This is a genomic window from Burkholderia sp. B21-005 (genome assembly GCF_020843965.1).
Lineage (GTDB): Bacteria > Pseudomonadota > Gammaproteobacteria > Burkholderiales > Burkholderiaceae > Burkholderia > Burkholderia ambifaria.
The window spans coordinates 1,301,468-1,326,165 of sequence record NZ_CP086302.1; the positions used below are offsets into that span (position 1 = coordinate 1,301,468).

The window sequence follows — 24,698 nt, forward strand, 5'->3', positions numbered from 1 at the left end:
ATCCAGCCTATGTCACGTATCTGCCTTATTCCGGATAAACTCGCGCGAGCGGCAGTATTCGCGACCGCGGACCGTCCTTTTTGCGTTGCATCCTTGTGACGGTCGAACCTGAGAGACAAGGACAAGAACAGATGGCACTCAGACCGACAGATTCGGGGAGTTTGAGATACAGCGACATCTTCGACGCGATTAATCGTGGCCTCATGCAGCAGGGTCGTTTGCTGACGCTGCACACCCCGTTGGGCGATAACGTACTCACCCCCGTTCGCGCGAAAGGCTGGTCGAAGATTGGCCGCGACTATCGTTGGACTGTTGATGCGGTATCCACGCGCGACGACATCGAATTGCTCGCACTGATGCATCAGCAGGTGTCGTTACTGATTCAGCAACCGGCGGCTTCCTTCTCCAACGTTGAATACCGACCGGTTCACGGCTTCGTGCATCAGATCAGGCGCTTGGGAGCCGACGGCGCACTTTCGCTTTACCAGATCGAGTTTGCGTCGGCCCTGTTCTTCTTGGGTGAAGGTCGTGACGATTATTACTGGCTGGACTCGAACGCCGTCCAAAGTATCAGCACCGTCTTCGACAAATACCCCCAGTTGCGCGGGCACTACCGGTTCAATCTGAGCACCCAGCCAAGTACGCGCACTTACACGCGGCAGAGCGAATCGGACTTGAATTTCGTTCAACGCTTACTGGAAGACGAGGGGTGGTACTTCTATTGGGAGCATGCGCCCGTCAAGGATAACGAACCGCCGAAGACCATGCTGGTTATCGTGGATAGCGTTTCGGCGTTGCCGGAAGCACACGATGTCACGTATTCCCGGAGCAATGCGGGCGATGAAATCGATGGCTTGACGCAGTGGGTGATGCAGCAGACGGCGCAGCCAACGGAATTCAAGTCCACTTCGTTCGATCAGGATCGACCGGGTTCCAGCTTCGCAGCGGGTAGTTTGATGGAGGCGACCACATACACGGTCCAGCATTACCGTGACAAGGAAACCCTCAGTGTTCCGGGCGTTCCGGCGACGGTGTATGAACCGACGACCTTGGGCTATCCGGACTCCGACAGCGGTGCCCGCCGTGCGCAGATTCGGACGCAGGCATGGGAGGCGATGGCTAGTCGCTTTGTCGGCGTCGGCGGGGTGCGTTGGCTCGATGCAGGGTCGCGGTTCGTGCTGAACGACCATCCGCGCCACGATGCACCTGATTCGAAGGACCGGGCGTTTCTGGCGGTCGAGATGCACTGGTTCATCCTGAACAACGTGCCGTTCGCCCGTCAGTCGGAGGCATTTCCGTTCAGCCTGCAACCGGAGTTCGACCGCGTTCAGGCGGAATACGAGCAGGCGTCCGTGTCTCGGCCTCATGCGGATGACGGTTCCGTCGGCTTCTTGTTGATGAAGACCGAAGCCCAGCGCGCCGATGTCGTGTACCGTAGTCCGCTCGAACACAAGAAGCCGATGATGCAGGTTGAGCATCTGCTGGTCGGCGCACCGAACGGCGAGGAAGCGTGGACGAACAAGAACAACGAGATTCGTGGCCGATTCGCATGGGACCGGCAGAGTAAGCCGGACGAGTACAACACGTCGCCGTGGATGCGCGTCATGCAGGGCGACACCGGTGACGGCTACGGTGCGGTTCATGTGCCGCGTAAGGGCGAATGGGTCGCTATCGGTTACTGGCAAGGCGACTGTGATCGCCCGTTCGTGATGGGGCGGTTGCCTGGTGGGACCACTCAGCAGCCGTGGCATTCGGATGTACTGAAGTCGGGCCAGCAGTCGCGCGGTTTCGGCAATACCGGTGCGTACAACGCACTGATCCACGACGATTCCACGCATCAGGGCGGCCAGCGGCTGACGAGTTATACCGGAGGCACCTATCACCTGTTCCATCAAGGGTACCTGATTGACCAGACGGGCAATACGCGTGGTGGTTATCGCGGAATTGGTTACAAACTCCATACTGATGCGTTCGGTGCGATGCGGGCAAATCAGGGGATGGCGATCAGCACGCAGCACAAGTCGCCGGACGCCGAACAATTGGACGTGCGAGAGGCAAGCCAGCAATTGTCCCGTGCGGGCAATTTGGTCGATTCGTTGTCGGAAGCCAGTAAGGGGCATCAGGCAGCGGACCTCAAGTCAGGCCACGACGCGTTGAGGCACTTCGCGGACGCACTGGAATTACCGCAGACACCTGAGGCCAAAGGGGGGCGCACGTCGGGTGGCGGGACGGGCACAGCGAACGCCTTCAAGGAACCCGTGATGCTGCTGGACAGCCCGGCCGGAATTGCCGCGTCGACGCAGCAGTCGGTGCATCTCGCGGCGGACCAGCTCATCAACCTCGTGAGCGGTCAGACCACGACCGTCGCGTCGGGACAGTCGTTGATCGTCGCGGCGCTCAATTTGATCAGCATCTTTGCGCAGAACGGCGGGATGAAGGCCATCGCCGGCAAGGGCGACATCGATATTCAGGCGCATGCGGGCGTGATCGATCTGGCGGCTCAGTTGGCGTTGCACATTCGGTCCGTGACGGATGTCATCGAAGTCGCTTCCGGCAAGGAAGTCAGGATCTTATGCGGCGGCGCGATCATCCAGATCAACCAAGACGGCAGCATTAATATCCACTCACCGGGCAAGATCGACTTCAAGGCAGCCAGCTATTCGTTCGCCGGCCCTGCACGAGTCGACATCACGAACCCGGCGTTCAAGGATTCGCCGGTTCAGAAACTGTCGTTGAACACGTTCGCGTCACCTTCCTCAACCGGTGTTGCCCCGGTTGGAATGCCCTATAAGCTGTATGCCGATGGCGCGCTGGTTAAGCAAGGTGTATTCGATAAGTCCGGGCAGTTGCCCATCGATCACCACGTGGCGACGCAGAAATACACGCTTGAACTGGCGAACGGTGTCAAGCATGAAATTCCCGTTCCAGGTGAGTATCACGATGCCGTGAACGGCAAGCTGGCGAATCAGGGGTTCCCGTTTCACGAAGGACTATCTGGCAGCGACGGAGGCGCACCGGATCGAGCCGTGCACCGACAGAATTATTTCGATCTGCTCAATCCTTCTTCGGAAGCATAAACCATGGCAACGCCGACCAAGACGATCACGACACCGATTGCGCAGAACCACACGAGTACAGGCAACATCACTTTGCCTTGGTTCGTGCAACACACGGAATACAATCCGACGTGGGCCACGTTCAAGCCGCTTGTGAACGGTAAAGAGGCATTCGGTGCAGTGTACGACGCGATCCACGATGCGAAACACTCAGTCGACATCATCTGCTGGGGATTCCAGCCGTCGATGTACTTCAGACGTGGCGAGGCTGGTGCGAGAACCATCGGGAGCCTGCTAGTACAGAAGGGCAAAGAAAATGTTAAGGTCCGCCTGCTGTGCTGGCATGACGACTGGTATGTGTCTCAGTGGGGTGAGAACAACATGCCGGGATACAGTATGCAAACCTGGATCAAGGCGCTCACACCCGACTGGGTTTACAAAAAGGCCTCGCTGATGTCGCGAGACTATCAGACCACCAATCAGCGGATCTACGATACGTTTTGGTATTACTGTGCCAACCTGAACAACGTGAGCATGACCGGTTCGTGGCACGAGTCTCTTCAGCGGAAGGTCAACTGGCTGACCCACTATCCGCTTACCTTCTCGAATGTTGAATTTGCGACGCGTGACTTTGACTTAAAGGCGCGGGTCGAAAACGCGTGGCGACTCTACATGCGTGGCAAAGACTCTACGAGAGATATGCGCACCAAGGTAATGAACGCCGGCTTAACGGCTATCGTTACGCCGACCCATCACCAAAAAATGGTCCTGATCGATTACGAAGACCCGAGTCTGGCGACGGGGTTCGTGATGGGTCACAACATGCTTGATCAGTATTGGGACAAAGACGATCACAGTGCCACGCGCAACGAACCTGATCAAGGACGTTGCGGGCCCTTTCCTTGGCAGGATATTTCAAGTCGTGTGACCGGCCCCATTCTTCAATATTTGAACGCGAACTTTTGTCAGGCATGGGATGCCGCCACGGGGCAAAGTCTTGGAAAAGCGCGTGCTGGTATGGAAAAGCGCTTGACGATGCGCGTCGGGCCGGACGCTGGAGCTACGGTTATGGCGCAGATAGTGCGCACGAAATCGAAGCAATCGACATCGACAGGTGTGGTAACAGATATTGGAGCCATGTACCTTCAGGCCGCGAATAACGCGACGAAGTACGTTTTCATCCAGAACCAATACTTCCGATGGGTACCGCTTGCTGATCAGATCAAGGAGGCGGTACAACAGCAAATCAAAGGTGGACGCGACCCCGGCTATCACGGTCCGATTCATCTTTTTGTCATTACAAATTCTAGCGACGAGGGCGTGGGGCCAGGCTCGTTCAACACCTATCGTATGCTTGACGCGCTTGGTCAGAGCAATTCGATTCCGGGTGTCGTACGCGAGCTAAATAAGCAATCGCTTGAAGTGCAGCAAAAGGCACTCGAAGCGAAACTCGCCGCCGAGCAAGCTGCGGAGCAGAAAATTGCGACACAGGGGGTGGACTATACGTCGTCAGCAGTCCAAGGTGTGATGACGTTTATTCAGCAAAGCAGGTTACGCCAACAGGATCTACAACAGCAAATCAATGATTTGAAACGTCAAAGTCAGGCTATTGCGGATAAGACAAGCGACCAAGAAAAGCTGGAAAAGGACGATACAAACAAGGTCGACATTCCGACAAAGGACATAACCGGCTTGAAGGTTCATGTGTGTACGTTAGTCGCACCCGACTCACCTGCTGGTGGTTGGGTTCCAGTGTACGTTCATGCCAAGCTGATGACCGTTGACGACGCGTTCACGACTATTGGCTCCGCGAACATCAATTCCCGTAGTATGGAAGGTGATGGCGAACTGAATGTCTGTACGGAGCAACAAGATTTGGCGAAGTCGCTAAGGCTACAGTTGTGGAATCTGCATGCGGGCAACGACGCGGGCGATCAGGCGGATCCAGTGAAAGCATTCAAAACTTGGGGTGAAATTATTTCCCGGAATAAGGTTAGAAAGAATCACAACGCAACTCCAATCGCCTCTCTTGTTGGGTTTCTGCGCACGTCCACATCGATCAATCGTAGCGACTGATATATGAAGAGAAACCTGTTAATCATTGTTGCTGTGCTGGGATTGTGTGCTTGTACCAAAAAGGATAATCCGGTGACATCTTCTCCCGACATGAGCGCTGTGCGCGTAAATCTCGCGTTTACATGTGTGCATCAAGCAGATCATCTGCCACCACTTGATCCAGAGGCCGACGGCCTGTTTCGGTATGCGCGCTATCTAGAGAAAAAAGAGGGGTCAAAGGATTTCAATGATATTGCTCGATATTATCGGATCGCAGCAGCACATGGACACTACAAGGCGAATCAGAATTTACAGTCGCTCCTTTCTGAAGGGCTAGCAGACTCGCCTGACCCACGGTCTGAGGTCGTCGATCTCGCTATGCTGCTTGTTAAGCAGGATATTCCAAGCGGCTATTACTCCGTCGGGCACTATCTTGAAATTGGGTATGGCTTGAAACAGGATTCCGAATCGGCGCTGCGTTATTTCCGAAAGGCGGCTGACCTCGGAAATCCGGAGGCTCAATATTATGTTGGCGACAAACTATTGCCAAATGACAATGCCCCCGATATTGCGCGGCAGATGTTGGCCTGCGCTGCTGATCAAGGCTTTGGTCAAGCGGCAAGTTTATTGGGCGTCGATCGGATGGAGGACGCAATCTACGCAGAGGCGATCAAAACCTTTCAGAAAGGCGCCGCGGCTGGAGATTCACAATCTGCGTCCTTTCTGGAAAAAGGATTCAGAGGGCCGCCGGAATCCAATAAATTGTATTATCTCGGACTTGAAAACGACCCGGAACGTTCGCGGCGCTATGAGCTAATCGGTGAATTCATTGATCGTAACGATGGCCGGAATCCCAAGGTTCCGGACATCGACAAGATCGTGCCTCTTCCGCCCGCAAAGCTTCCGCCGTGGGATGGCACGTTCCAGTGGCAGAAAGAACAGGACGCCGCTGTGCCGCCGCAAAAGCCGGCATACGAGGTCATCGACCAGATGGCGAAGGAGAAAAATCTCGACCCGGCAACCGGTTTGCCTCTGGCAACTGCAACGGAGAAGGCTTCACAACAAGATCAGCCGCAGACCATGGCTGAACGTCTGCCGTTGGGAACCGTCGCGCACACGGGCCAGCTGTGCCCGCAAGACGGCGTGTGGTGCGCGAAACTGAATGCCGGTCAGGTCGGCGATACGGAGCGCCGGTTTCTCAAAGGTGATGCGTTGCCATCCATTATCGTGCATGAACCGCGACGGCTGGCAGTCCTCGACAGCATGATGGGTACGCGGCAGCACATTGCATCTGTCGCGTGGGAACTCGTCGCTTACCTCGACCAAGCTTGATTTTGAATAGGCCACGGAAATCATGACTCGATACCTGATCCTCGACGGTGATCACACGACCGTGGCCGGAACGGTCCGAGCAAAGGGGACACCGTTTGTATTGGACAATAAACACATCGCCCACGAAGACGACGACGTGATTTGTCCGGCTTGCAAGTCGATTGGCAAGATTCAATGCGACGGCCCGCGACTTCCGATGACAGGGCCAGATGGAAGGCGCGTCGCGCTCAGCGACGATCTGTGTATTTGCAAGTGCCCGACGCCGCCGAAGCTCGTCGCATCGCAGCAGGTCATGTCGGTTGACATGTGATTCCGTCATCAGCCGGTCGTTGTCGACGGCGACCGGCTGGTAGTGAGCGGAAAGGTCGAAAAGCCATGTCACCGACAGGGCCGAACGCGACGTTACTAGACGACCGGTCTAATCCGAGGCTATCATCCGGTCTCATGAATGCGACGTCATTCCTGCCGCACTCGGCCGAACGCGAAAATGCCATATCGCGCGGCGATGCTGGTGGTGCAGGAGATGCCGTCTTTTTTTCGAGGCCAAACTAGACGACTGGTCTAATAGCCTCGGGCAACATTTTCGGTAGGTGGCCGGCACGTTGACGCGCGCCAGCTGACTAACCGGCAGGCGCGCCGTCGTCGCCGGCACGCGGCGTGCGTCACGCTGGCCGCGGCCGTGACGCGGCCCCGTTCCCCCATTTCGAAGGAGTGTCCGATCATGAAGATTCTGGTTGTCCTGACCTCGCACGACACGCTCGGCGACACCGGCAAGAAAACGGGCTTCTGGCTCGAGGAACTGGCCGCACCGTACTACGCGTTCAAGGATGCGGGCGTCGAGCTGACGCTCGCGTCGCCGAAGGGCGGCCAGCCGCCGCTCGACCCGAAAAGCAGCGATCCGACCGCACAAACCGACGCGACGCGCCGCTTCGACGCGGATCCGGCGGCGAAGGCCGAACTCGCCGCCACCCGCAAGGTGGCCGACGTGTCGGTCGACGATTACGACGCGGTGTTCTATCCGGGTGGGCATGGTCCGCTATGGGATCTCGCCGAGGATCTGCATTCGATCGGCCTGATCGAGCGCGCGCTGTCGGCCGGCAAGCCGGTCGCGGCCGTGTGCCATGCGCCGGGCGTGCTGCGCCACGTGAAGGACCCGAAAACCGGCGAGTCGGTCGTGCGCGGCAAGCGCGTGACGGGCTTCACCAACAGCGAGGAAGCGGCCGTCGAGCTGACCGAAGTGGTGCCGTTCCTCGTCGAGGACATGCTGAAGACCAACGGCGCGCAGTTCGAGCGCAGCGCCGACTGGGCGCCGCATGTCGTCACCGACGGGCTGCTGATCACCGGACAGAACCCCGCGTCGTCGGAACCCGCTGCCGAGGCGCTGCTCGCCAAGCTCGGCCGCCAGTAAGCCGGCCGGCGCCGGCACGACCGGCGCCACGCCGCTTCCGTCGTCGGGCGCGCCGCGCCCCGCGATGGCTCCAATCGCTCCGCCGTGCACACCGCACGGCGGGTCATCGAGTCGTTTCGTAGAACCAAGCAAAGGAGTGTTGATGTCTGCCCTGTTCGAACCGTTCAAACTGAAGGATGTCACGCTGCGCAACCGCATCGCGGTGCCGCCGATGTGCCAGTACGTCGCCGAAGACGGCGTCGTCAACGACTGGCATCACGTGCATCTGGCCAGCATCGCGCGCGGCGGCGCGGGCCTCGTGATCGCCGAGGCGACGGCCGTGTCGCCGGAAGGCCGTATCACGCCGGGCTGCGCCGGGCTGTGGACCGACGCGCAGGCCGAGGCGTTCGCGCCGTCGGTCGCGGCGATCAAGGCGGCCGGTGCGGTGCCGGGCATCCAGATCGCGCACGCGGGCCGCAAGGCGAGCGCGAACCGTCCGTGGGAAGGCGACGACCATATCGCAGAAGGCGATCCGCGCGGCTGGCAGACCATCGCACCGTCGGCCGTGCCGTTCGGCGCGCACCTGCCGAAGATGCCGCGGGCGATGACGCACGACGACATCGCCCGCGTGCAGGCCGACTTCGTCGCGTCGGCGAAGCGTGCCCGCGACCTCGGCTTCGAATGGCTCGAACTGCACTTCGCGCACGGCTATCTCGGCCAGAGCTTCTTCTCGGTGCATGCGAACCAGCGCGATGACGAGTACGGCGGTTCTGCCGAAAACCGCGGCCGCTTCATCGTCGACACGCTGAAGGCGGTCCGCCAGGTCTGGCCGGAGCACCTGCCGCTGACCGCGCGTCTCGGCGTGATCGAATACGACGGCCGCGACGAAGAGACGCTCGCCGAATCGATCGCGCTCACGCAGCGGATGAAGCAGGAGGGGCTCGACATGCTGAGCGTGTCGGTCGGCTTTTCGACGCCCGACGCGCAGATTCCGTGGGGCCCGGCGTTCCTCGCACCGATCGCGGAACGCGTGCGCCGCGAGGCCGGCCTGCCGGTGTCGTCCGCATGGGGCATCGACACGCCGCAACTGGCCAATCGCGTCGTCGCCGAGCAGCAGCTCGACCTCGTGATGGTCGGCCGCGCGCATCTTGCCGATCCGCACTGGCCGTACTACGCGGCCAAGCAGCTCGGCGTCGAGCGTCCGTCGTGGACGCTGCCCGCGCCGTACGCGCACTGGCTCGAACGCTACCGGGTCGCCGACAAGGTGGCCTGAGCACGCGTTGCAGCGTGCGGCGGCGCCGCGTTTGCGGCAAGCATTTGACGATGCATGACATCGCGACCGCATGCCGTTGCGGTGCCGATGGATAGAATGGCGGTTCGTACAGGCTTCCGGCCTGAGCGAACCGCCATTTTTCATTTCGACAGAGGTGCCATGCGCGTACAAGTGTCGCCGTCCCAGGATTCTGCCGCGCGGCCGCGCGCTCAGCAGATCGCCCGCGCCGTGCTGTATGCGGCGCTGCTGCTGCTCGCGCTGTGGGTGATCCGCGACTTCCTTCCCGCCATCGCGTGGGCGTGCGTGATTGCGATCGCGTTGTGGCCGTTGCTGAAACGCCTCGAATCCGAACGCTGGTTTCGCAACCGGCCGACCCTGATCGCGACCGTGATCACCGTGGGCGTGTCGCTGCTGGTGGTCCTGCCGGTCGCGCTTGCGCTCGGGCAGGCGATCTCGCAGGAGCACGACCTGCGCATGTGGCTGCAGTCGATCCAGGACAACGGCATTCCGCTGCCCGACGTCATCGGCCGGCTGCCGTACGGGGCCGCGCAGGTCACCGACTGGTGGCAGGCCAATCTCGGTCATCCGCTGCATGCGGGCACCGCGATGCACGGCGCGAGCGGCGAGAAGTTCCTCGCGTTCGGGCGGCAGTTCGGCACCAAGCTCGCGCATGCGCTGTTCGAGTTCGGCTTCATGCTGGTCACGCTGTTTGTGATCCTGAGGGCCGGCCACAAATTGTCGGGCGCATTGCTGCACGGCGCGCGGCGCGCGTTCGGCCCCGGCGGCGGCGAACTGATCGAGCGGATGGTCGCGGCGGTGTACGGGACGGTGACGGGGCTCGTCGTCGTCGGGCTCGGCGAGGGCGCGATTCTCGGCGTCGCCTATGCGCTGGCGGGCGTGCCGCACGCGGCGCTGCTCGGTCTGGTCACGGCCGTCGCCGCGATGCTGCCGTTCTGCGCGCCGATCGTGTTCTGCGGCGCGGCGCTCTGGCTGTTCGTGCAGGGTGCGACCGTGTGGGCCGTCGTGGTGCTGGTGGTCGGCTTCGTGGTCGTGTTCGTCGCCGAGCATTTCGTGCGGCCGGTGTTGATCGGCAGCTCGACCCGCTTGCCGTTCCTGCTCGTGCTGTTCGGCATCCTCGGCGGCGCCGAGACGTTCGGGCTGATCGGGCTGTTCGTCGGCCCCGCGCTGATGACGGTGCTGACGATGCTGTGGGCCGAATGGGTCGCATGACGATGCCGATCGTTGCGCCGATTCGCACCATGGGCGCAACGGCATCGCCGCGCGTGCGAGGCGGCGCGGTGCCGCAACCGTTCGCAACGATCGGGCGCGGGCCGGCCGGCGTCGAGCGGGGCGCCGGACACAGGTCTCTACATTTCTTTTCGATCCGGACCCAAAGGTCGAGTAGCATGGGGCTTTCGATCACGCCGGCATGGCGCAGCAGATTTCTCCAAGCATGCGATTGATTCCGATGTACCGTCCCGCCGCGACGCTGTCGCTGGCCGCCAGTTGCCTGATGCTGCACGGCTGCGCGTGGTTCGACCCGTGGCTGCCGTTCTCGTATTCGCGCACGCCGCTGGCGAGGGCCGCGTCGCGACACGGCGCGACGCGCGCCGACGTCGTCCGCGCGGGCGGCAACCCGCGCAGCGTGTGGATGGTCCGCAACGGCAGCGGCGTCTGCTACAACTACTTCATCGAGCACGGCAACGATCACCGGCCTTACTTCGTCGTGTTCGACAAGGCCGGTGTCGTCACGCAATACGGCTTCGATACCTGCATGGACGCCGACCGCAAGGGCACGCTCCAGCCGGGCAAGACCGTTTCCAGATAGCGCGGCGGGGCGCCTGCTGTGCGCGCCGCGACCGTCATCAGGCTAGCGGCGGCCATCAAGCAATCGTGTCGACCACGCCGCCATCGACGCGCAACGCCGCGCCCGTCGTCGCCGACGCCTGCGGCGAGCATACGTACACGACGAGGTTCGCGACTTCCGCCGTCGTCGCCGGCCGCTGAATGATCGAGCTCGCGCGCTGGCTGCGCACGAAATCCACCGCGACTTCGTCGATGCTGCGGCCCGTTTCGTCGGCCGTCGCTTTCAGCATGGCGCGCACGCCTTCCGACATCGTCGGCCCCGGCAACACCGAATTGACGGTCACGCTGGTACCGGCCGCGACCTTCGCGAGGCCGCGCGCGATCGCCAGCTGCGCGGTCTTCGTGAACCCGTAGTGAATCATGTCGACCGGGATGTTCAGGCCCGATTCCGACGAAATGAACACGATGCGGCCCGCGTTGCGCTCGAGCATGCCCTTCAGATAGTGCCGTGCGAGACGCACGCCGGACATCACGTTCATCTGGAAGTAGTGGGTCCATTCGTCGTCGTCGATGTCGAAGAAACCCTTGAGCCCGTAGATGCCCGCGTTGTTGACGAGGATGTCGGCCTCCGGCGTGTGCTGCGTGATGCGCGCGACGCCGGCCGCGTCGGACAGGTCGGCGGCGACGCCGTCGATGTCCGCGTCGGGCACCGCGCTGCGCAACAGCGCGAGCGCGGACTCGACCGACCCGTCGCTGCGTCCGTTGACGACGACACGTGCGCCCGCGTGCGCGAGCCCTTCGGCGATCGCCAGCCCGATGCCGGCTGTGGAAGCGGTGACGACCGCGGTCTTGCCTGTCAGATCGATGTGCATGAGCGTACCGGTTGGAAGTGGTTGGAAGAGGGAACGGAACCCGCCGCGTCCGCCGCGGCGGTCGGAACTCAAAGCTTAGGCGATCCGGCCGCGATGCGTCAGGGCGCGGTTGCATCGCGCCGCGCAGTCTTGTACGGTGTGCGTTCGCCGTCCGATCCGGGAGCCCGTCGCGTGAGCCGTTCCGCCAACACCCTCGCCGTGCCGTCGCCGTTCTGGCGCGACGCCGCGCTGCCGTTCATTGAAGCGCGCACCGTCGACGACGGGCGGACGATCTGCTACGCGAAGCACACGCACGACACGTTTTCGCTCGGCGCGATCGTTGGCGGCACGAGCACCTATCTGAACGGCGCGACGAAGGAACACGTCGGGCGCGGCGTGCTCGTGATCATCGATCCGGAGCAGGTGCATGCGTGCAATCCGTACGGTCCCGATGCATGGGCGTACCGGATGGTCTACGTGGACGTGCCGTGGCTCGCGCGTCTGCAGCATTCGCTCGGGCGCGATCCGAACGGCGATTTTCACGGGTTTTCGCCGAAATTGACCGAACGGCGCGACCTGTTCGCGCAGTTCGGCCGCTTTTATCGCACGCTCGTGGCGCCCGGCGTCGATCCGCTCGGCAAGGAAAGCGCGGCGGTCGAATTCTTCACCGGGCTGCACGGCGCGCTCGATCGCGAGCTGCCCGACGACGCGCGGCGCGGGGCCGACAATGCGAAGCTCGCGCGGGCGGCCGACTACATCGCCGCGCATTGCCGTCAGGCCGTCACGCTCGATGCGATCTGCGCGGCCGCCGACCTGTCGCCGTCCTACCTGATCCGCGCGTTCAACGCGCGTTACGGCATGACGCCGCATGCGTTCCTGATCGACCGCCGCGTGCAGTACGGCCGCGCGGAGTTGCGCCGCGGCCGGCCGATCGCCGACGTCGCGCTCGATGCGGGCTTCGCGGACCAGGCGCACTTCCAGCGCGCGTTCCGGCGCATCGCGGCCGCCACGCCAGGGCAATATCGAAGCGCCGCGAGCTGAGCGCGGGAAGGGCGGCCCGCTGCCGGCGACGGCCTGCAACATCGGTCATCCGCACCCCATCCGCCGCAAAAAACACGTCGAAGCGCCCGCGCTAGATATCGAGCAGATAAAGCGCGCTGCCCGCGAGCAGCAGTGCCATCGCGCGGTTGAACAGCCGCATCCGCCGCGCATTCGCGAGCCGATGCCGTAGCGACGCGCCCGCATACGCCCAGCACGCGATCGACCCAAAGCAGATCACCAGATACAGCGCCGCGAATTGCCAGACCTGCGCGCGGTCGCCGTCGGCCGCATACGCGCCCATCGCGGCCACGCACGCGAGCCACGCCTTCGGATTGAGCCACTGCATCGCCGCACCGGCCGCGGCCGACGGGCCGGCGACGTTCGGTGCGTCCGGGTCGGCCGGGTCGGCCGATAACCGGCCGTCGTCGAGCGCGAGCCGCAGCGCGAGGTAAAGCAGGAACGCGATCCCCGCCCACTGGGTGGCGGTGGTCAGCATCGGCCAGCGCGCGAGCGCCGCGTGCAGCCCGAGGCCGATCAGCAGGAACAGCGCGACGAAGCCCAGCGTCGCGCCGGCCGCATAGCGCAGGCTTGCGCCGAGACCGTGGCGCGCGCCCGCGCTGAGCGCGACGATATTGACGGGACCGGGTGTGATCGACGACGCCAGCGCGAACGCGGCCATCGAAACCAGCATGCTCATCAGTTGCCTCCATGCGAATGTCAAAGTCGCATCGAGACTAACGAAGCCATGCGGGTCCGTATTGAAGAAAACTGCCCTCGGCGGCGCAGCCGCCGTCAATGCAAGGCGCGAGGGGCGGGCGCCGGCCGCAGCGCGTGCGGGTCGCCGGCATCGGGCGCGGGCAGCGGGTCGCCGCTGCACGGTTGCGTCGACACCGAGAAGCCGAACGTATTGATGCCGTCCGAACACGCGACGAACACGCTGCCGCCGTGCATCTCCGCGACCGCCTTGACGATCGACAGCCCGAGCCCGTGGTTCTCCTTGCTGTTCGCGCGCGCTTCCTCGAGCCGGTAGAAGCGCTCGAACACGTGCGAGCGCTGAGCGGGATCGATCGGCTCGCCGGGGTTCGCGACCGATACGTCGACGAGCGTGTCGCGGCGCGTGATCGTCACGTTCAGCGTCGCGCCGGGCGCCGAATGCTGGATCGCGTTGATCAGCAGGTTCGTCATCGCGCGGCGGAACAGCGAAGGGTCGACCGCCGCGCGCGCATCGCCGTGCAGTTCGGCGCGCAATTGCGCTTCATCGAGCGGAATTTCCAGAAAGTCGAGCATGCGCCGCACTTCGTCGGCGAGCGACACGTGCTTCAGGTCGGTCGCGCGTTCGCCGCGATCGCTGCGCGACAGGAACAGCATGTCGTTGATGATCACGCGCAACCGTTCGAACTCTTCGAGGTTCGACTGCAGCGTCTGGCGCATCCGGTCGACCGAACGGTCGCGGCTCGTCAGCGCGACCTGGGTCTGGCCGATCAGGATACTGATCGGCGTGCGCAGCTCGTGCGCGACGTCCGCATTGAACGCCTCGAGCCGCGCATAGGTTTGCTGGATGCGTTCGAGCGCGCCGTTGAACGACGCGGCGAGATCGCGCAGCTCGGTCGGCAGTGCGTCGGTGTGCAGCCGCTGGCGGCGATTGGTGGCACTGATGGCCGCGGCGTCCTGCGATAGCCGTTCGAGCGGTGCGAGCCCGAAGCGCGCGACCGCGCGGCTCAGCAGCAGCGTGATGACGGTGGCCGTCGCGATCAGCGCGGCGAGCGTCCACGCAAACCGGCGCAGCATTCGCTGCGTGCGCTCGCACGACGTCGCGACGATCAGCTTCAGGTCCGGCCGCTCGCCGCTGCCGGCGAGCGCGACGGTCTTCGTCATCACGTCGTAGCTGCTGTCGTTGAGCGCGTACTGCTGGAACGCACCGAACGGCTCGCCGACGGGCACGCCGTTGACCGGATGGCCGAAGCGAAAATCGGCGTCGGGGCTCTCGATCTGGTAGCGCGTCGATCCGTCGGGCGGTTCGAGATCGGCGAGCTTTTCCTGCATCAGGCGGCCGCGCGCGGCCGTGGTCGCGTGCGACACGATCATCTGCGCGACCTTCGCGCGCGTATCGATCGTCGCGCGCAGTTCGGCGAACAGCTGGCGCTCCATCATCACGAACAGCCCGCAGCCGACCAGCGTGAACACGAGCAGCGACACAATGCCGAACATCGCCGACAACCGCAGGGTGATCGAGCGTTTCATGCGTGCCGCTCCGCGTCGCCTTCCTCGCGCGCCTCGAGCACGTAGCCCATGCCGCGGATCGTGTGCAGCAGTTTCTCCGCGAACGGGCCGTCGAGCTTCGCGCGCAGGCGCTTGATCGCCGTCTCGACGACGTTCGCGTTGCTGTCGAAGTTCACGTCCCATACGAGCTCGGCGATCGTCGTTTTCGACAGCACCTCGCCGCTGCGCCGCGCGAGCACGCCGAGCAACTGGAATTCCTGCGCGGTGAGGTCGAGGCGCGTGCCGTCGCGGGTCGCACGGCGGCCGATCAGGTCGACGCGCAGGTCGCCGATCGAGATCAGCGTCGATTCCTGCACGCGCGCGCGGCGCGTGAGCGCACGCAGCCGCTCGATCAACTCGAGGAACGAGAAGGGCTTGGTCAGGTAGTCGTCGGCGCCGCCGCGCAGCCCGCGCACGCGGTCGTCGACGCGGTCGCGCGCGGTCAGCATGATCACGGGCGTCTGCTTCTGCGCGCGCAACGCACGCAGCACGCCGAAGCCGTCGAGTTTCGGCAGCATCACGTCGAGCACGACCACGTCGTAGTCGAATTCGATGGCCTTCCACGCGCCGTCCTCGCCGTCGAGCGCGGTGTCGACGACCCAGCCTTCCTCGGTCAGGCCGCTCTTCAGGTATTCGACGACTTTCGGTTCGTCTTCGACGATCAGGACTTTCATGGATTCATTCGCCTATCCGGAGGTTAGGGGCCGACGCCCGCGGCGGGCTGCGGGCTGGCTGTCGCGACATCGGTGGGCGTCGCGCCGGCGTCCCAGCCGCCGCCGAGCGCCTTCGCGAGAAACACGACGAGTGCCGCGCGCTGGCCCTGGATCTGCACGGCCTGGCGCTCGCTCGTCAGTAGCTGCTGCTGGGCCGTCAGCACGTCGATGAACGGCGTCAGGCCGCCCGTATAGCGGTCCTGCGCGAGCGACACGAGCTTGCGCGCGTCGTCGACGGCCGCCGACGCCTGCTGCGCGGCCTGCGCCAGCACCGACAGGCCCGTCACCGCATTCTGCACCTCCTGGAACGCGGTAAGCACGGTCTGCCGGTAACTGGCCTGCGCGGCCACGTAGCCGGCCTGCGCGAAATCGACGCCGGCCTTCAGCTTGCCGCCTTGGAACAGCGGCTGGCTGACCGATGCGCCGAGCGACCACAGCAGCGCCGGCACGGTAAACAGGCCGGAGAAGCGCGTCGCGTCCCAGCCGATGTCCGGCGACAGCGCGATGCGCGGGAAGTACGCGGCGCGCGCGACGCCGATCTGCGCGTTCGCGGCGGCCATCGCGCGCTCGGCCGACGCGACGTCGGGCCGCCGCTGCAGCAGGTCGCTCGGCATCCCGGTCGGCAGCGCGGGCGCGTTGATCGGCACCACGCGCGGCGGCAGCGAGAACGCCGGGGCCGGCGTGCCGACCAGCGTGGCGATCGCCGTCTCGACCTGCGCGCGCTGCTGGATCAGCAACTGCGCCTGCGTGCGCGTCGCATCGAGCTGCGAGCGTTGCTGCAGCAGGTCGAGCCCGGACACCGCGCCGAGCTCGTGGCGCGCGCTCACGTAGTCGAGCGCCTTCTGCTGCAGGTCGATCGAACGCTTGACGACGTCGATCTCGGTGTCGAGCTCGCGCAGTGCGAAGTAGCTCGACGCGAGATCGGCGCTCAGCACGAGGCGCGCGTTCGCGAAATCGTCGCGCGCCTGCTCGGAGCCGGCCTGCGCGGATTCGACGCTGCGCCGCACGCGGCCGAACAGGTCGAGTTCATAGCTGACGCTCGCGCCGACCTGGATCTCGTTCTGCACCGTCGACATGCTTTTGGTCGCGTAATTGGTCTGCGGCCGATCGGCGGAGATCTTGAAGCGCTGGCCGCTCGCGTTCAGCCCGACGGCCGGATACTGCGCGGACGCGACCGACGCGAGCGTCGCCTTCGCCTGGTCGTAGCGCGCGGCGACGGCCTTCAGGCTCTGGTTGTTGCGCAGCGCGTCGGCTTCCAGCGCGTCGAGCTGCGCGTCGCCGAACGCGGTCCACCACGCCGGATCGAGCGGCGCCCGGGCTGGCGCGGCCGGGTGCCAGTACGCGTCGGCCGGGTCGAGCCGCCACGCGGCCGGCGTCTCGACGGCAGGGCGTCGGTAGTCGGGGCCGACCGTGCAACCGGCGAGCGCCGCGAGCGCGACAGCGGTCACGGCGGTCACAGCGGCCGTCGGGCGCAGGCGGGCGCGCATCGCGCTCACGACTTCGCTCCCGCGGCCGCGGAGGCCGGCTTCGCGACCGGCGGCGCCTGCACGACTACGGGGTCGCCGTTCGCGAGCGCGTCGCTCGGGTTCGCGACGAGGCGGTCGTTCGGCGTGAGCGGGCCGTCGACTTCGAGCGTCTGCCCGATCGTGCGCACGACCGTCACCGCCTTCAGGCGCACCTGGCCGTTCGCGTCGACGGTCGCGACCGTCGGCCCTTCGGCACGGAACAGCAGCGTATTGGCCGGAATCTGCAGGCGGCCGACCGGCGTCATCGGCAGCGTCGCCTGCACGTACGCGCCGGGCAGCAGCCGGCCGTCCGGGTTCGGCAGCGTGATCTCGATCTGCAGCGAACGCGTCGCGACATCGATCGCCTGGGACGTGCGCGTGACCGTGCCGTCGAAGGTCTTGCCGGGCAGTTCGGCCTGCGCGACGCCCACGTGCTGGCCGACCTTTACCTGCTGCGCGTAGGCCTGCGGCACCTGCACGTACAGGCGCAGCCGGTCGGCCTGCACGACCGTGAACAGCGAGCGGCCCGCGTTGCCGGAATTGACGAGATCGCCGACGTCGACGTTGCGCTGCGTGACGACACCGTCGATCGGCGCGACGATGCGCTGGAAGCCCTTCAGTTCGGTGAGCCGGCGCATGTTCGCATCGGCCGCCGCGAGGTTCGCGGTGCCCTGGTTGAACGCGCCCTGGCGGTCGTCGAGTTCCTGCTGCGACACCGCATCGCGCTGACGCAGCTGCTGCGCGCGATCGAACGACGTCTTCGCGAGCGCGAGCGCGGCCTGCGCCTGCTGGCGCTGCGCGGTGGCCTGCGCGAGCTCCTGGTTCAGCTCGGGCGTGTCGAGCTCGGCGAGCAGCTGGCCCTGCTTCACGTGCGCGCCGATGTCGGCCTGCCAGCGCAGCACGTAGCCGCTCGCACGCGCATAGATCGGCGCCTCGGCGAAGCCGCGCAGCGTGCCCGGCAGCGTCAGCTTGCCGCCGCTGGCCGCATCGACCGGATGCACGATGCTCACGTACTGGCGCGTGTTCTGCTCGGCCACCGCGTCGAGCCGGCCGCGGTTCAACACGTTGACGACGATCGTGCGCGCGGCGCCCGCGGCCAGCAGCACGCCGATCACGATCAGCACGACCCGCGCGCGCCGCGACACCGACGTGCGCGTCGGCAGGTGCATGCCGTGTTCGTCCACCTGGATGCCGACGGAGCTGTGATGTTTCTCTTCCATGAATTCAACCAATCCAACCGGGTAGAGGGTGGGCGAAAGTCAGTGTCCGGCCTGGCGCGCGCGCCGGCGGGCCAGCCGCGCATGCACGCCGCCGAACACGAGCGGCACGAACAGCAGCGTCGAAACGGTGGCGAACAGCAGCCCGCCGATCACCGCGCGGCCGAGCGGCGCGTTCTGCTCGGCGCCTTCGCCGAGCCCGAGCGCCATCGGCACCATCCCGATGATCATCGCGAGCGCCGTCATCAGCACCGGGCGGATCCGCGTCGCGCCGGCCTCCAGCGCGGCCGTGAGCGGCGGCGCACCGGCCGCGAGACGCTGGCGCGCGAACGACACGACCAGGATGCTGTTCGCGGTCGCGACGCCCACCGTCATGATCGCGCCGGTCAGCGCCGGCACGCTCAGGTGCGTGCCGGTGATGAACAGCATCCACGCGATGCCGGCAAGCGCGGCCGGCATCGCGCTGATGATGATCAGCGGGTCGAGCCACGACTGGAAATTCACGACGATCAGCAGGTAGACGAGCACGATCGCCATCGCAACGCCGGCGCCGAGGCCGAGATACGACGTGCGCATCGTCTCGACCTGGCCGCGCACCGACAGCTCGGTGCCGCGTGGCAGCGTCGCGCGCGCGTCGGACACGATCCGGTCGATCTCGCCCGCGACCGAGCCGAGATCGCGGCCCTCGACGCTCACGTACAGGTCGATCGCCGGGCGGATGTTGTAGTGCGTGACCACGGCCGGACTCGCGACGGGACGGATCCGCACGAGGTTGCCGAGCAATTGCGGCGGCATGCCGGTGCGACCGCTCGCGGAAATCGGCGTGCCGAGCAGGTCGTCGATCGACGAGATGTTGTATTGCGGGGTCTGGATCTGCAGCGGGTACTGGACGCCCGTTCGCGGATTGATCCAGAACGACGGCGTCGTCTGGGAACTGCCGGACAGCGAGATCAGCATGTTTTGCGCGACGTTCTGCGCGGAGAGGCTGAGCTGCAGCATGCGCGTACGGTCCATGTCGGCCACCAGGGTCGGTTCGTCGTTGCGCTGCAGCACGTGCACGTCGACGGCGCCGGGGATGTGCCTGATCTTCTTCATCAGGCTGCTCGCGATAGTCATGTTACTCGCGAGATCGTTGCCGAGCACCTGCACGTCGATCGCGGCCGGCTGACCGAAGTTCAGGATCTGCGTGATGATGTCCGACGGCTGGAAGAAGAATTCGACGCCGGGGAAGCGCCGCGGCAGCAGCGTGCGCAGCGTCTGCACGTAGTGCGCGGTCGCGCGATGGCCGGGCTTCAGCGCGATCAGCAGTTCGCCGTCGAGCGAGCCGATCGTGCCGCTGTTGCTGTACGACAGGTTGATGCCGCTCACCGGCAGCCCGAGATTGTCGACGATCGCGCCCAGCTCGTCGGGCGGCACGGCTTCGCGGATCACGCGCTCGACCTGGTCGGTGAGGCGTGCGGTTTCCTCGATCCGGTAGCCGGTCGGCGCGCGCAGGTGCAGCCGGATGTTGCCGGAATCGGCGTTCGGAAAGAAGTCGCGGCCGAGCACGAACACGAGGCCGGTCGACAGCACGCAGAAACCGAGGAAGCACATCGCGTAGAAGCGGCGGCGCACCAGCAGCATGCTGAGCAGCACGATGTACCACGCGCGCAGCCGCTCGAACGCACCGTTGAACGCGTGATGGATGCGCGCGAAGCGCGACGTCGATTGATCGGGGCCGGTGCCGGCCTGCTGCGGGCGGAACAGCAGCATCGCGAGCGTCGGCACGAGCGTGCGCGACAGCACGTAGGACGCGAGCATCGCGAACACCACCGCCTCGGCGAGCGGCACGAACAGGAAGCGCGCGACGCCCGTCAGGAAGAACATCGGCACGAACACGATGCAGATGCACAGCGTCGACACGAACGCCGGCACGGCGATCTCGCCCGCGCCTTCGAGAATCGCGTCGTGCAGGCTGGTACTGAACGACGACCCCCACGCTTCCTGCGGTCGCTGCCCCCCGAGGGGGCCGCTCGGCACGCTTGGGGCGGCCCGGCGCGTACCGAGATGCAAGTGCCGCTCGATGTTCTCGATCGTGACGGTCGCGTCGTCGACCAGGATCCCCACCGCGAGCGCGAGGCCGCCGAGCGTCATGATGTTGATGGTCTCGCCGAGCGCCGACAGCGCGATCAGCGACGTGAAGATCGACAGCGGGATCGAGATCGCGATGATCAGCGTGCTGCGCCAGTTGCCGAGGAACAGCAGGATCATCATCGCGGTCAGCACGGCGGCGATCAGTGCTTCGTGGATCACGCCCTGCACCGCGGCGTTGACGAACACCGACTGGTCGAACAGCGGCGTGATCGTGAGCCCTTCGGGCAGCGTCGGGATCACCTTCGGCAGCAGTGCCTTCAGATCCGACACGACCTTCAGCGTCGACGCATCGCCCGTCTTCAGGATCGACATCAGCACGCCGCGCTGGCCGTTCTGGCGCACGACGTTGGTCTGCGGCGCGAAGCCGTCGCGCACCGATGCGACTTCGCGCAGGTAGGTCGTCGCGCCGTTGACGGTCTGGATCGGCAGGTCGTTGATGTCGGCGATCGTGTCGGCCGACGCGTTCGTGTCGATCCGGTATTCGCTCTGGCCCATCTTCGCGGTGCCGGTCGGCAGCACGAGGTTCTGCGTGTTGACCGCGTTGACGATGTCGGCCGGCGTGAGGCCCTTCGCGAGCAGCGCCTGCGGATCGAGGTCGATGGCGACCACGCGTGTGCGGCCGCCGTACGGGAACGGAATCTGCGCGCCGCGCACCGTGATCAGTTGCGGGCGCAGGAAGTTGAGCGCGATGTCGGCGAGCGACTGCTCGCTGAGCGTCTTGCTCGACAGCCCGAGCTGGATCACCGGGATGCTCGATGCGGAATACGTGATCACGAGCGGCGGCGTCGCGCCCTGCGGCATCTGGCGGACGATCGCCTGCGCGGACGAGACTGTCTGCGCGATGGCCGTCTGCACGTTCGCGCCGGGTTGCAGGAACACCTTCACGACCGCGATGCCGGGCAGCGACGTCGACTCGATGTGCTCGATGTTGTTGACGGTCGTCGTCAGGATCCGCTCATGCACGGCCGTGATGCGATTGGTCATCTCCGACGCCGAGAAGCCGTTGTAATTCCAGATCACGCTGATGACGGGGATGTTGACCGCCGGCAACACGTCGACAGGCGTGCGCATCAGCGCAAGCGGGGTGGCCAGCACGATCATGACGGCCATCACGATGAACGTGTAGGGGCGCCTGAGCGCGAGATTGACGATCCACATGGAGGCGGCGGGACAGGCGGTGATCAGGCGTCGGTGGAGGGAATCCGAATGATAGGCGTCGGGGCTGAACGGGTTACTGACGCGAAACTGGCGAAGGTGTCAGGTTGCGGCGCGGCGCTGACGAGCCGATTCATCGGATGAAATGCGCGTGGACGCCAGTGCCCGGAAACGGCTGCCGAACCGGATGCGCATGCCGCAGCGGCGACGATTCCGTTCATCGGGCTCGCTCAGATCTGTTCCATCCCGACCCGCGCGAGTGCGGCCAGATCGACGACCTCGATCTGGTTGTACGCGAGCCGCAGCACGCCGCGCTTCTCGAGTTGCTGCAGCGCCTGGTTGATCCGCTGCCGCGACACGCCGACGAGCATCCCCAGTTCCTCCTGCGAGATCGCGAGCGACGGGCCGGTGTCCGGGTACAGGTCGCGGTTGAACAGCTGCGCGAGCGCTTGTGCGACGCGCGCGTCGACGTCGAGCAGCCGGCTATTCTGGATCGACGCGATGAATTCGCCCATCCGGTTGTTGAGCTGATGGATCACGAAGCGCGTGAACGGCAGGCTCGTGTCGAGCAGCGCATGGAACGTGTCGACCGGCACGAACAGCACGGTCGAGCGCTGGACCGCGACGACTTCGTACTTGCGCAGCTCGCGCTTGATCACGCTGCCTTCGCCGAACCAGCCGCCCGACGGCACGCCCGAAAACGTGCAGCCACGGCCCGACGCGTTGAAGATCGCGAGCTTCAGCAACCCGCGATGCACGCCGATCCAGTACTCGGACGGCGCGAGCCGCTGCGCGATCACGTCGCCGGCCTCGCGCTGCTCGGCGCGCGACTGCGCGAGCACGAGCGCCTGGTGTTCCGGCGCCAAGGCGCGGAACCACGCGCACTGGCCGAACAGCGCGGACAGCGCGGGAAGCGCGGGCAATGGGCCGGGTTCGAGCGGCGTGTCGGCCGGCGGATTGGCCGACGGGTGGGCCGAGATAGCGGTCGCGTCGGGCGGCGCAACGAGAGGGTCGTGCATGGATGCGGGTTTGCGAGGATAGGGATAACGCGCAGCGCTCGAGGCGCACTCTGTCGTTTCGATGACAGACGGCTCACAATAGCGCCCGTTAGGCTGTCGGCAATTGAACCACATCAAAACGAATCGGGGTGCATGCACTCCGGCTGGATACGAGATCGAAGCGTGCGCCGCGGCGTCGACGCATGCGCCGATCGACGGAAAACGGGAGACAGGATCATGACGCAGATGTTCGAGGCCGGACTCGGCCGCCGCGACGCCAACTACGTGCCGCTCACGCCGATCGATTTTCTGGTCCGCGCGGCCGAAGTCTACGGCGAGCGCCTCGCGATCGTGCACGGCGACGTGCGGCGCACGTGGGGCGAGACCCATACGCGGGCCAAGCAGCTCGCAAGCGCGCTTGCACAGGCCGGCGTCGCGCGCGGCGACACGGTCGCGGCGGTGCTGCCGAACATCCCGGCGATGGTGGAGGCGCACTTCGGCGTGCCGATGGCCGGCGCCGTGCTCAATACGATCAACACGCGGCTCGACATCTCGTCGGTGCTGTTCATGCTGCGTCACGGCGAAGCGAAGGTGCTGATCGTCGACACCGAATACGCGGATCTCGCGCACCGGGCGGCGCGCGAAGTGCCGGGCCTGAAGATCGTCAGCGTCGCCGATGCGATGCCGGCCGACCCCGCGCGCTTCGCGGGCGCGACCGACTACGAAGCGTTCGTCGCGGGCGGCGACCCCGACTACGCGTGGACGCCGCCCGCCGACGAATGGGATGCGATCGCGCTGAACTACACGTCCGGCACGACGGGCGACCCGAAGGGCGTCGTCTATCACCATCGCGGCGCGTATCTCGCGGCGATCAGCAACATCCTCGAATGGGACATGCCGAAGCACGCGGTGTATCTGTGGACGCTGCCGATGTTCCACTGCAACGGCTGGTGCTTTCCGTGGGCCGTCGCGGCGCGTGCGGGCGTCAACGTCTGCCTGCGCAAGTTCGACGCGAAGAGGGTGTTCGACCTGATCCGCAGCGAACGCATCACGCATTACTGCGGTGCGCCGATCGTGCAGAGCGCGATCGCGAACGCGCCGGCCGAGTTCCGCGCGGGCATCGATCACACGGTGCACGCGATGGTCGCCGGCGCGGCGCCCGCGCCGGCCGTGATCGCGAAGATGAAGGAGATCGGCTTCGACCTGTTGCACGTGTACGGGCTGACCGAGGTCTACGGCCCGGCGACCGTGTGCGCGAAGCAGGCGCACTGGGACGCACTGCCTGACGACGAACGCGCGCGCCTGAACGCGCGGCAGGGCGTGCGCTATCACCTGGAAGCGGGCGCGACGGTGCTCGACCCGGACACGATGGCGCCGGTGCCGGCCGACGGCGAGACGCTCGGCGAGATCATGTTCCGCGGCAACATCTGCATGAAGGGCTACCTGAAGAATCCGAAGGCCACCGACGAGGCGTTCCACGGCGGCTGGTTCCATACGGGCGATCTCGGCGTGCTGACGCCGGACGGCTATATCCGCATCAAGGATCGCCGCAAGGACATCATCATTTCCGGCGGCGAGAACATCTCGAGCATCGAGGTCGAGGATGCGCTGTACCGGCATCCGGCCGTCGCGGTCGCGGCGGTGGTTGCGATGCCCGACCCGAAGTGGGGCGAGGTGCCGTGCGCGTTCGTCGAGCTGCGCGACGGCGCGAGCGCGACCGAGGAGGAGATCATCGCGCACTGCAAGCAGCTGCTCGCGGGGTTCAAGGTGCCGAAGGCCGTGCGCTTCGGCGAACTGCCGAAGACGTCGACCGGCAAGATCCAGAAATTCCAGCTGCGCAACGCAGTCGGATCGGACAAGGCGATCGATCTGGCGGGGGACAAGAAGTAGTCGGGGCACGGGCGGTGGCCGATCGTC

Annotated in this window: 18 protein-coding genes; 10 read left to right on the plus strand and 8 right to left on the minus strand. The window is 65.1% G+C overall.

Features of this window, described 5'->3' with window-relative positions; genetic code table 11:
- The first annotated feature begins 131 nt into the window (after positions 1 to 131).
- The 8 genes from LMA02_RS22135 to LMA02_RS22170 all read left to right on the plus strand — a co-directional run bounded on the left by LMA02_RS22135 (position 132) and on the right by LMA02_RS22170 (position 10,931).
- Positions 132 to 3,077 (plus strand): type VI secretion system Vgr family protein, encoded by a 2,946-nt coding sequence (locus LMA02_RS22135; RefSeq protein ID WP_228909818.1) that lies wholly within the window; start codon positions 132 to 134, stop codon positions 3,075 to 3,077.
- Between the two features lie 3 nt (positions 3,078 to 3,080).
- Entirely contained in the window at positions 3,081 to 5,132 is a 2,052-nt protein-coding gene (locus tag LMA02_RS22140) for a phospholipase D-like domain-containing protein (protein WP_228909819.1), read from the plus strand.
- Positions 5,133 to 5,135: 3 nt separating this feature from the next.
- Positions 5,136 to 6,443 carry a sel1 repeat family protein gene (locus LMA02_RS22145; RefSeq protein WP_228909820.1) on the plus strand — a complete coding sequence of 436 codons (1,308 nt, stop codon included), beginning with the start codon at positions 5,136 to 5,138 and terminating at the stop codon, positions 6,441 to 6,443.
- A gap of 22 nt (positions 6,444 to 6,465) precedes the next feature.
- Entirely contained in the window at positions 6,466 to 6,753 is a 288-nt protein-coding gene (locus tag LMA02_RS22150; RefSeq protein ID WP_228909821.1) for a PAAR domain-containing protein, read from the plus strand.
- 411 nt (positions 6,754 to 7,164) lie between these two features.
- Positions 7,165 to 7,851: a type 1 glutamine amidotransferase domain-containing protein gene (locus LMA02_RS22155; RefSeq protein WP_228909822.1), complete on the plus strand. Its 687-nt coding sequence runs from the start codon at positions 7,165 to 7,167 to the stop codon at positions 7,849 to 7,851.
- Between the two features lie 142 nt (positions 7,852 to 7,993).
- Complete coding sequence (locus LMA02_RS22160) at positions 7,994 to 9,103, plus strand: NADH:flavin oxidoreductase/NADH oxidase (RefSeq protein ID WP_228909823.1); 1,110 nt, start codon at positions 7,994 to 7,996, stop codon at positions 9,101 to 9,103.
- A gap of 159 nt (positions 9,104 to 9,262) precedes the next feature.
- Positions 9,263 to 10,333 carry an AI-2E family transporter gene (locus LMA02_RS22165; protein WP_228909824.1) on the plus strand — a complete coding sequence of 357 codons (1,071 nt, stop codon included), beginning with the start codon at positions 9,263 to 9,265 and terminating at the stop codon, positions 10,331 to 10,333.
- A 223-nt stretch (positions 10,334 to 10,556) separates the two neighbouring features.
- Positions 10,557 to 10,931, plus strand: a complete 375-nt coding sequence (locus LMA02_RS22170) for a hypothetical protein (RefSeq protein WP_228909825.1) — start codon at positions 10,557 to 10,559, stop codon at positions 10,929 to 10,931.
- Between the two features lie 55 nt (positions 10,932 to 10,986).
- Here the strand turns inward: LMA02_RS22170 and LMA02_RS22175 are convergent, their stop codons facing one another.
- On the minus strand, positions 10,987 to 11,781 hold the full coding sequence (locus tag LMA02_RS22175; RefSeq protein ID WP_228909826.1) for an SDR family NAD(P)-dependent oxidoreductase: 795 nt from the start codon (positions 11,779 to 11,781) through the stop codon (positions 10,987 to 10,989).
- Between the two features lie 171 nt (positions 11,782 to 11,952).
- On the opposite strand from LMA02_RS22175, the gene LMA02_RS22180 reads away from it, so the two are divergent.
- A complete protein-coding gene (locus LMA02_RS22180; protein ID WP_228909827.1) occupies positions 11,953 to 12,801 on the plus strand; it encodes an AraC family transcriptional regulator in 849 nt (282 codons plus the stop codon).
- A 91-nt stretch (positions 12,802 to 12,892) separates the two neighbouring features.
- Here the strand turns inward: LMA02_RS22180 and LMA02_RS22185 are convergent, their stop codons facing one another.
- The 7 genes from LMA02_RS22185 to LMA02_RS22215 all read right to left on the minus strand — a co-directional run bounded on the left by LMA02_RS22185 (position 12,893) and on the right by LMA02_RS22215 (position 22,802).
- A complete protein-coding gene (locus tag LMA02_RS22185; RefSeq protein WP_228909828.1) occupies positions 12,893 to 13,498 on the minus strand; it encodes a LysE family translocator in 606 nt (201 codons plus the stop codon).
- Between the two features lie 95 nt (positions 13,499 to 13,593).
- Positions 13,594 to 15,042: a heavy metal sensor histidine kinase gene (locus tag LMA02_RS22190; RefSeq protein WP_228909829.1), complete on the minus strand. Its 1,449-nt coding sequence runs from the start codon at positions 15,040 to 15,042 to the stop codon at positions 13,594 to 13,596.
- Positions 15,039 to 15,734, minus strand: coding sequence for a heavy metal response regulator transcription factor (locus LMA02_RS22195; protein WP_006755759.1), 696 nt, complete (start codon positions 15,732 to 15,734; stop codon positions 15,039 to 15,041). The genes LMA02_RS22190 and LMA02_RS22195 overlap by 4 nt, the downstream gene beginning before the upstream one ends.
- 23 nt (positions 15,735 to 15,757) lie before the next feature.
- Positions 15,758 to 17,260: an efflux transporter outer membrane subunit gene (locus tag LMA02_RS22200; protein ID WP_228910079.1), complete on the minus strand. Its 1,503-nt coding sequence runs from the start codon at positions 17,258 to 17,260 to the stop codon at positions 15,758 to 15,760.
- 5 nt (positions 17,261 to 17,265) lie between these two features.
- Positions 17,266 to 18,498 carry an efflux RND transporter periplasmic adaptor subunit gene (locus tag LMA02_RS22205; RefSeq protein ID WP_228909830.1) on the minus strand — a complete coding sequence of 411 codons (1,233 nt, stop codon included), beginning with the start codon at positions 18,496 to 18,498 and terminating at the stop codon, positions 17,266 to 17,268.
- Positions 18,499 to 18,537: 39 nt separating this feature from the next.
- A complete protein-coding gene (locus LMA02_RS22210; RefSeq protein WP_228909831.1) occupies positions 18,538 to 21,786 on the minus strand; it encodes an efflux RND transporter permease subunit in 3,249 nt (1,082 codons plus the stop codon).
- 227 nt (positions 21,787 to 22,013) lie between these two features.
- Positions 22,014 to 22,802, minus strand: coding sequence for a Crp/Fnr family transcriptional regulator (locus LMA02_RS22215; protein ID WP_228909832.1), 789 nt, complete (start codon positions 22,800 to 22,802; stop codon positions 22,014 to 22,016).
- Positions 22,803 to 23,018: 216 nt separating this feature from the next.
- Between LMA02_RS22215 and LMA02_RS22220 the strand changes: the two genes are divergently transcribed.
- A complete protein-coding gene (locus LMA02_RS22220; RefSeq protein WP_228909833.1) occupies positions 23,019 to 24,671 on the plus strand; it encodes an acyl-CoA synthetase in 1,653 nt (550 codons plus the stop codon).
- Positions 24,672 to 24,698 lie beyond the last annotated feature (27 nt).

Excerpts from the sequence above, each read along its gene's own strand:
- LMA02_RS22135 (WP_228909818.1), top strand. The coding sequence starts at position 132 with ATGGCACTCAGACCGACAGATTCGGGGAGTTTGAGATACAGCGACATC.
- LMA02_RS22140 (WP_228909819.1), top strand. The coding sequence starts at position 3,081 with ATGGCAACGCCGACCAAGACGATCACGACACCGATTGCGCAGAACCAC.
- LMA02_RS22145 (WP_228909820.1), top strand. The coding sequence starts at position 5,136 with ATGAAGAGAAACCTGTTAATCATTGTTGCTGTGCTGGGATTGTGTGCT.
- LMA02_RS22150 (WP_228909821.1), top strand. The coding sequence starts at position 6,466 with ATGACTCGATACCTGATCCTCGACGGTGATCACACGACCGTGGCCGGA.
- LMA02_RS22155 (WP_228909822.1), top strand. The coding sequence starts at position 7,165 with ATGAAGATTCTGGTTGTCCTGACCTCGCACGACACGCTCGGCGACACC.
- LMA02_RS22160 (WP_228909823.1), top strand. The coding sequence starts at position 7,994 with ATGTCTGCCCTGTTCGAACCGTTCAAACTGAAGGATGTCACGCTGCGC.
- LMA02_RS22165 (WP_228909824.1), top strand. The coding sequence starts at position 9,263 with ATGCGCGTACAAGTGTCGCCGTCCCAGGATTCTGCCGCGCGGCCGCGC.
- LMA02_RS22170 (WP_228909825.1), top strand. The coding sequence starts at position 10,557 with ATGCGATTGATTCCGATGTACCGTCCCGCCGCGACGCTGTCGCTGGCC.
- LMA02_RS22175 (WP_228909826.1), bottom strand. The coding sequence starts at position 11,781 with ATGCACATCGATCTGACAGGCAAGACCGCGGTCGTCACCGCTTCCACA.
- LMA02_RS22185 (WP_228909828.1), bottom strand. The coding sequence starts at position 13,498 with ATGAGCATGCTGGTTTCGATGGCCGCGTTCGCGCTGGCGTCGTCGATC.
- LMA02_RS22190 (WP_228909829.1), bottom strand. The coding sequence starts at position 15,042 with ATGAAACGCTCGATCACCCTGCGGTTGTCGGCGATGTTCGGCATTGTG.
- LMA02_RS22195 (WP_006755759.1), bottom strand. The coding sequence starts at position 15,734 with ATGAAAGTCCTGATCGTCGAAGACGAACCGAAAGTCGTCGAATACCTG.
- LMA02_RS22200 (WP_228910079.1), bottom strand. The coding sequence starts at position 17,260 with ATGCGCGCCCGCCTGCGCCCGACGGCCGCTGTGACCGCCGTGACCGCT.
- LMA02_RS22205 (WP_228909830.1), bottom strand. The coding sequence starts at position 18,498 with ATGGAAGAGAAACATCACAGCTCCGTCGGCATCCAGGTGGACGAACAC.
- LMA02_RS22210 (WP_228909831.1), bottom strand. The coding sequence starts at position 21,786 with ATGTGGATCGTCAATCTCGCGCTCAGGCGCCCCTACACGTTCATCGTG.
- LMA02_RS22215 (WP_228909832.1), bottom strand. The coding sequence starts at position 22,802 with ATGCACGACCCTCTCGTTGCGCCGCCCGACGCGACCGCTATCTCGGCC.
- LMA02_RS22220 (WP_228909833.1), top strand. The coding sequence starts at position 23,019 with ATGACGCAGATGTTCGAGGCCGGACTCGGCCGCCGCGACGCCAACTAC.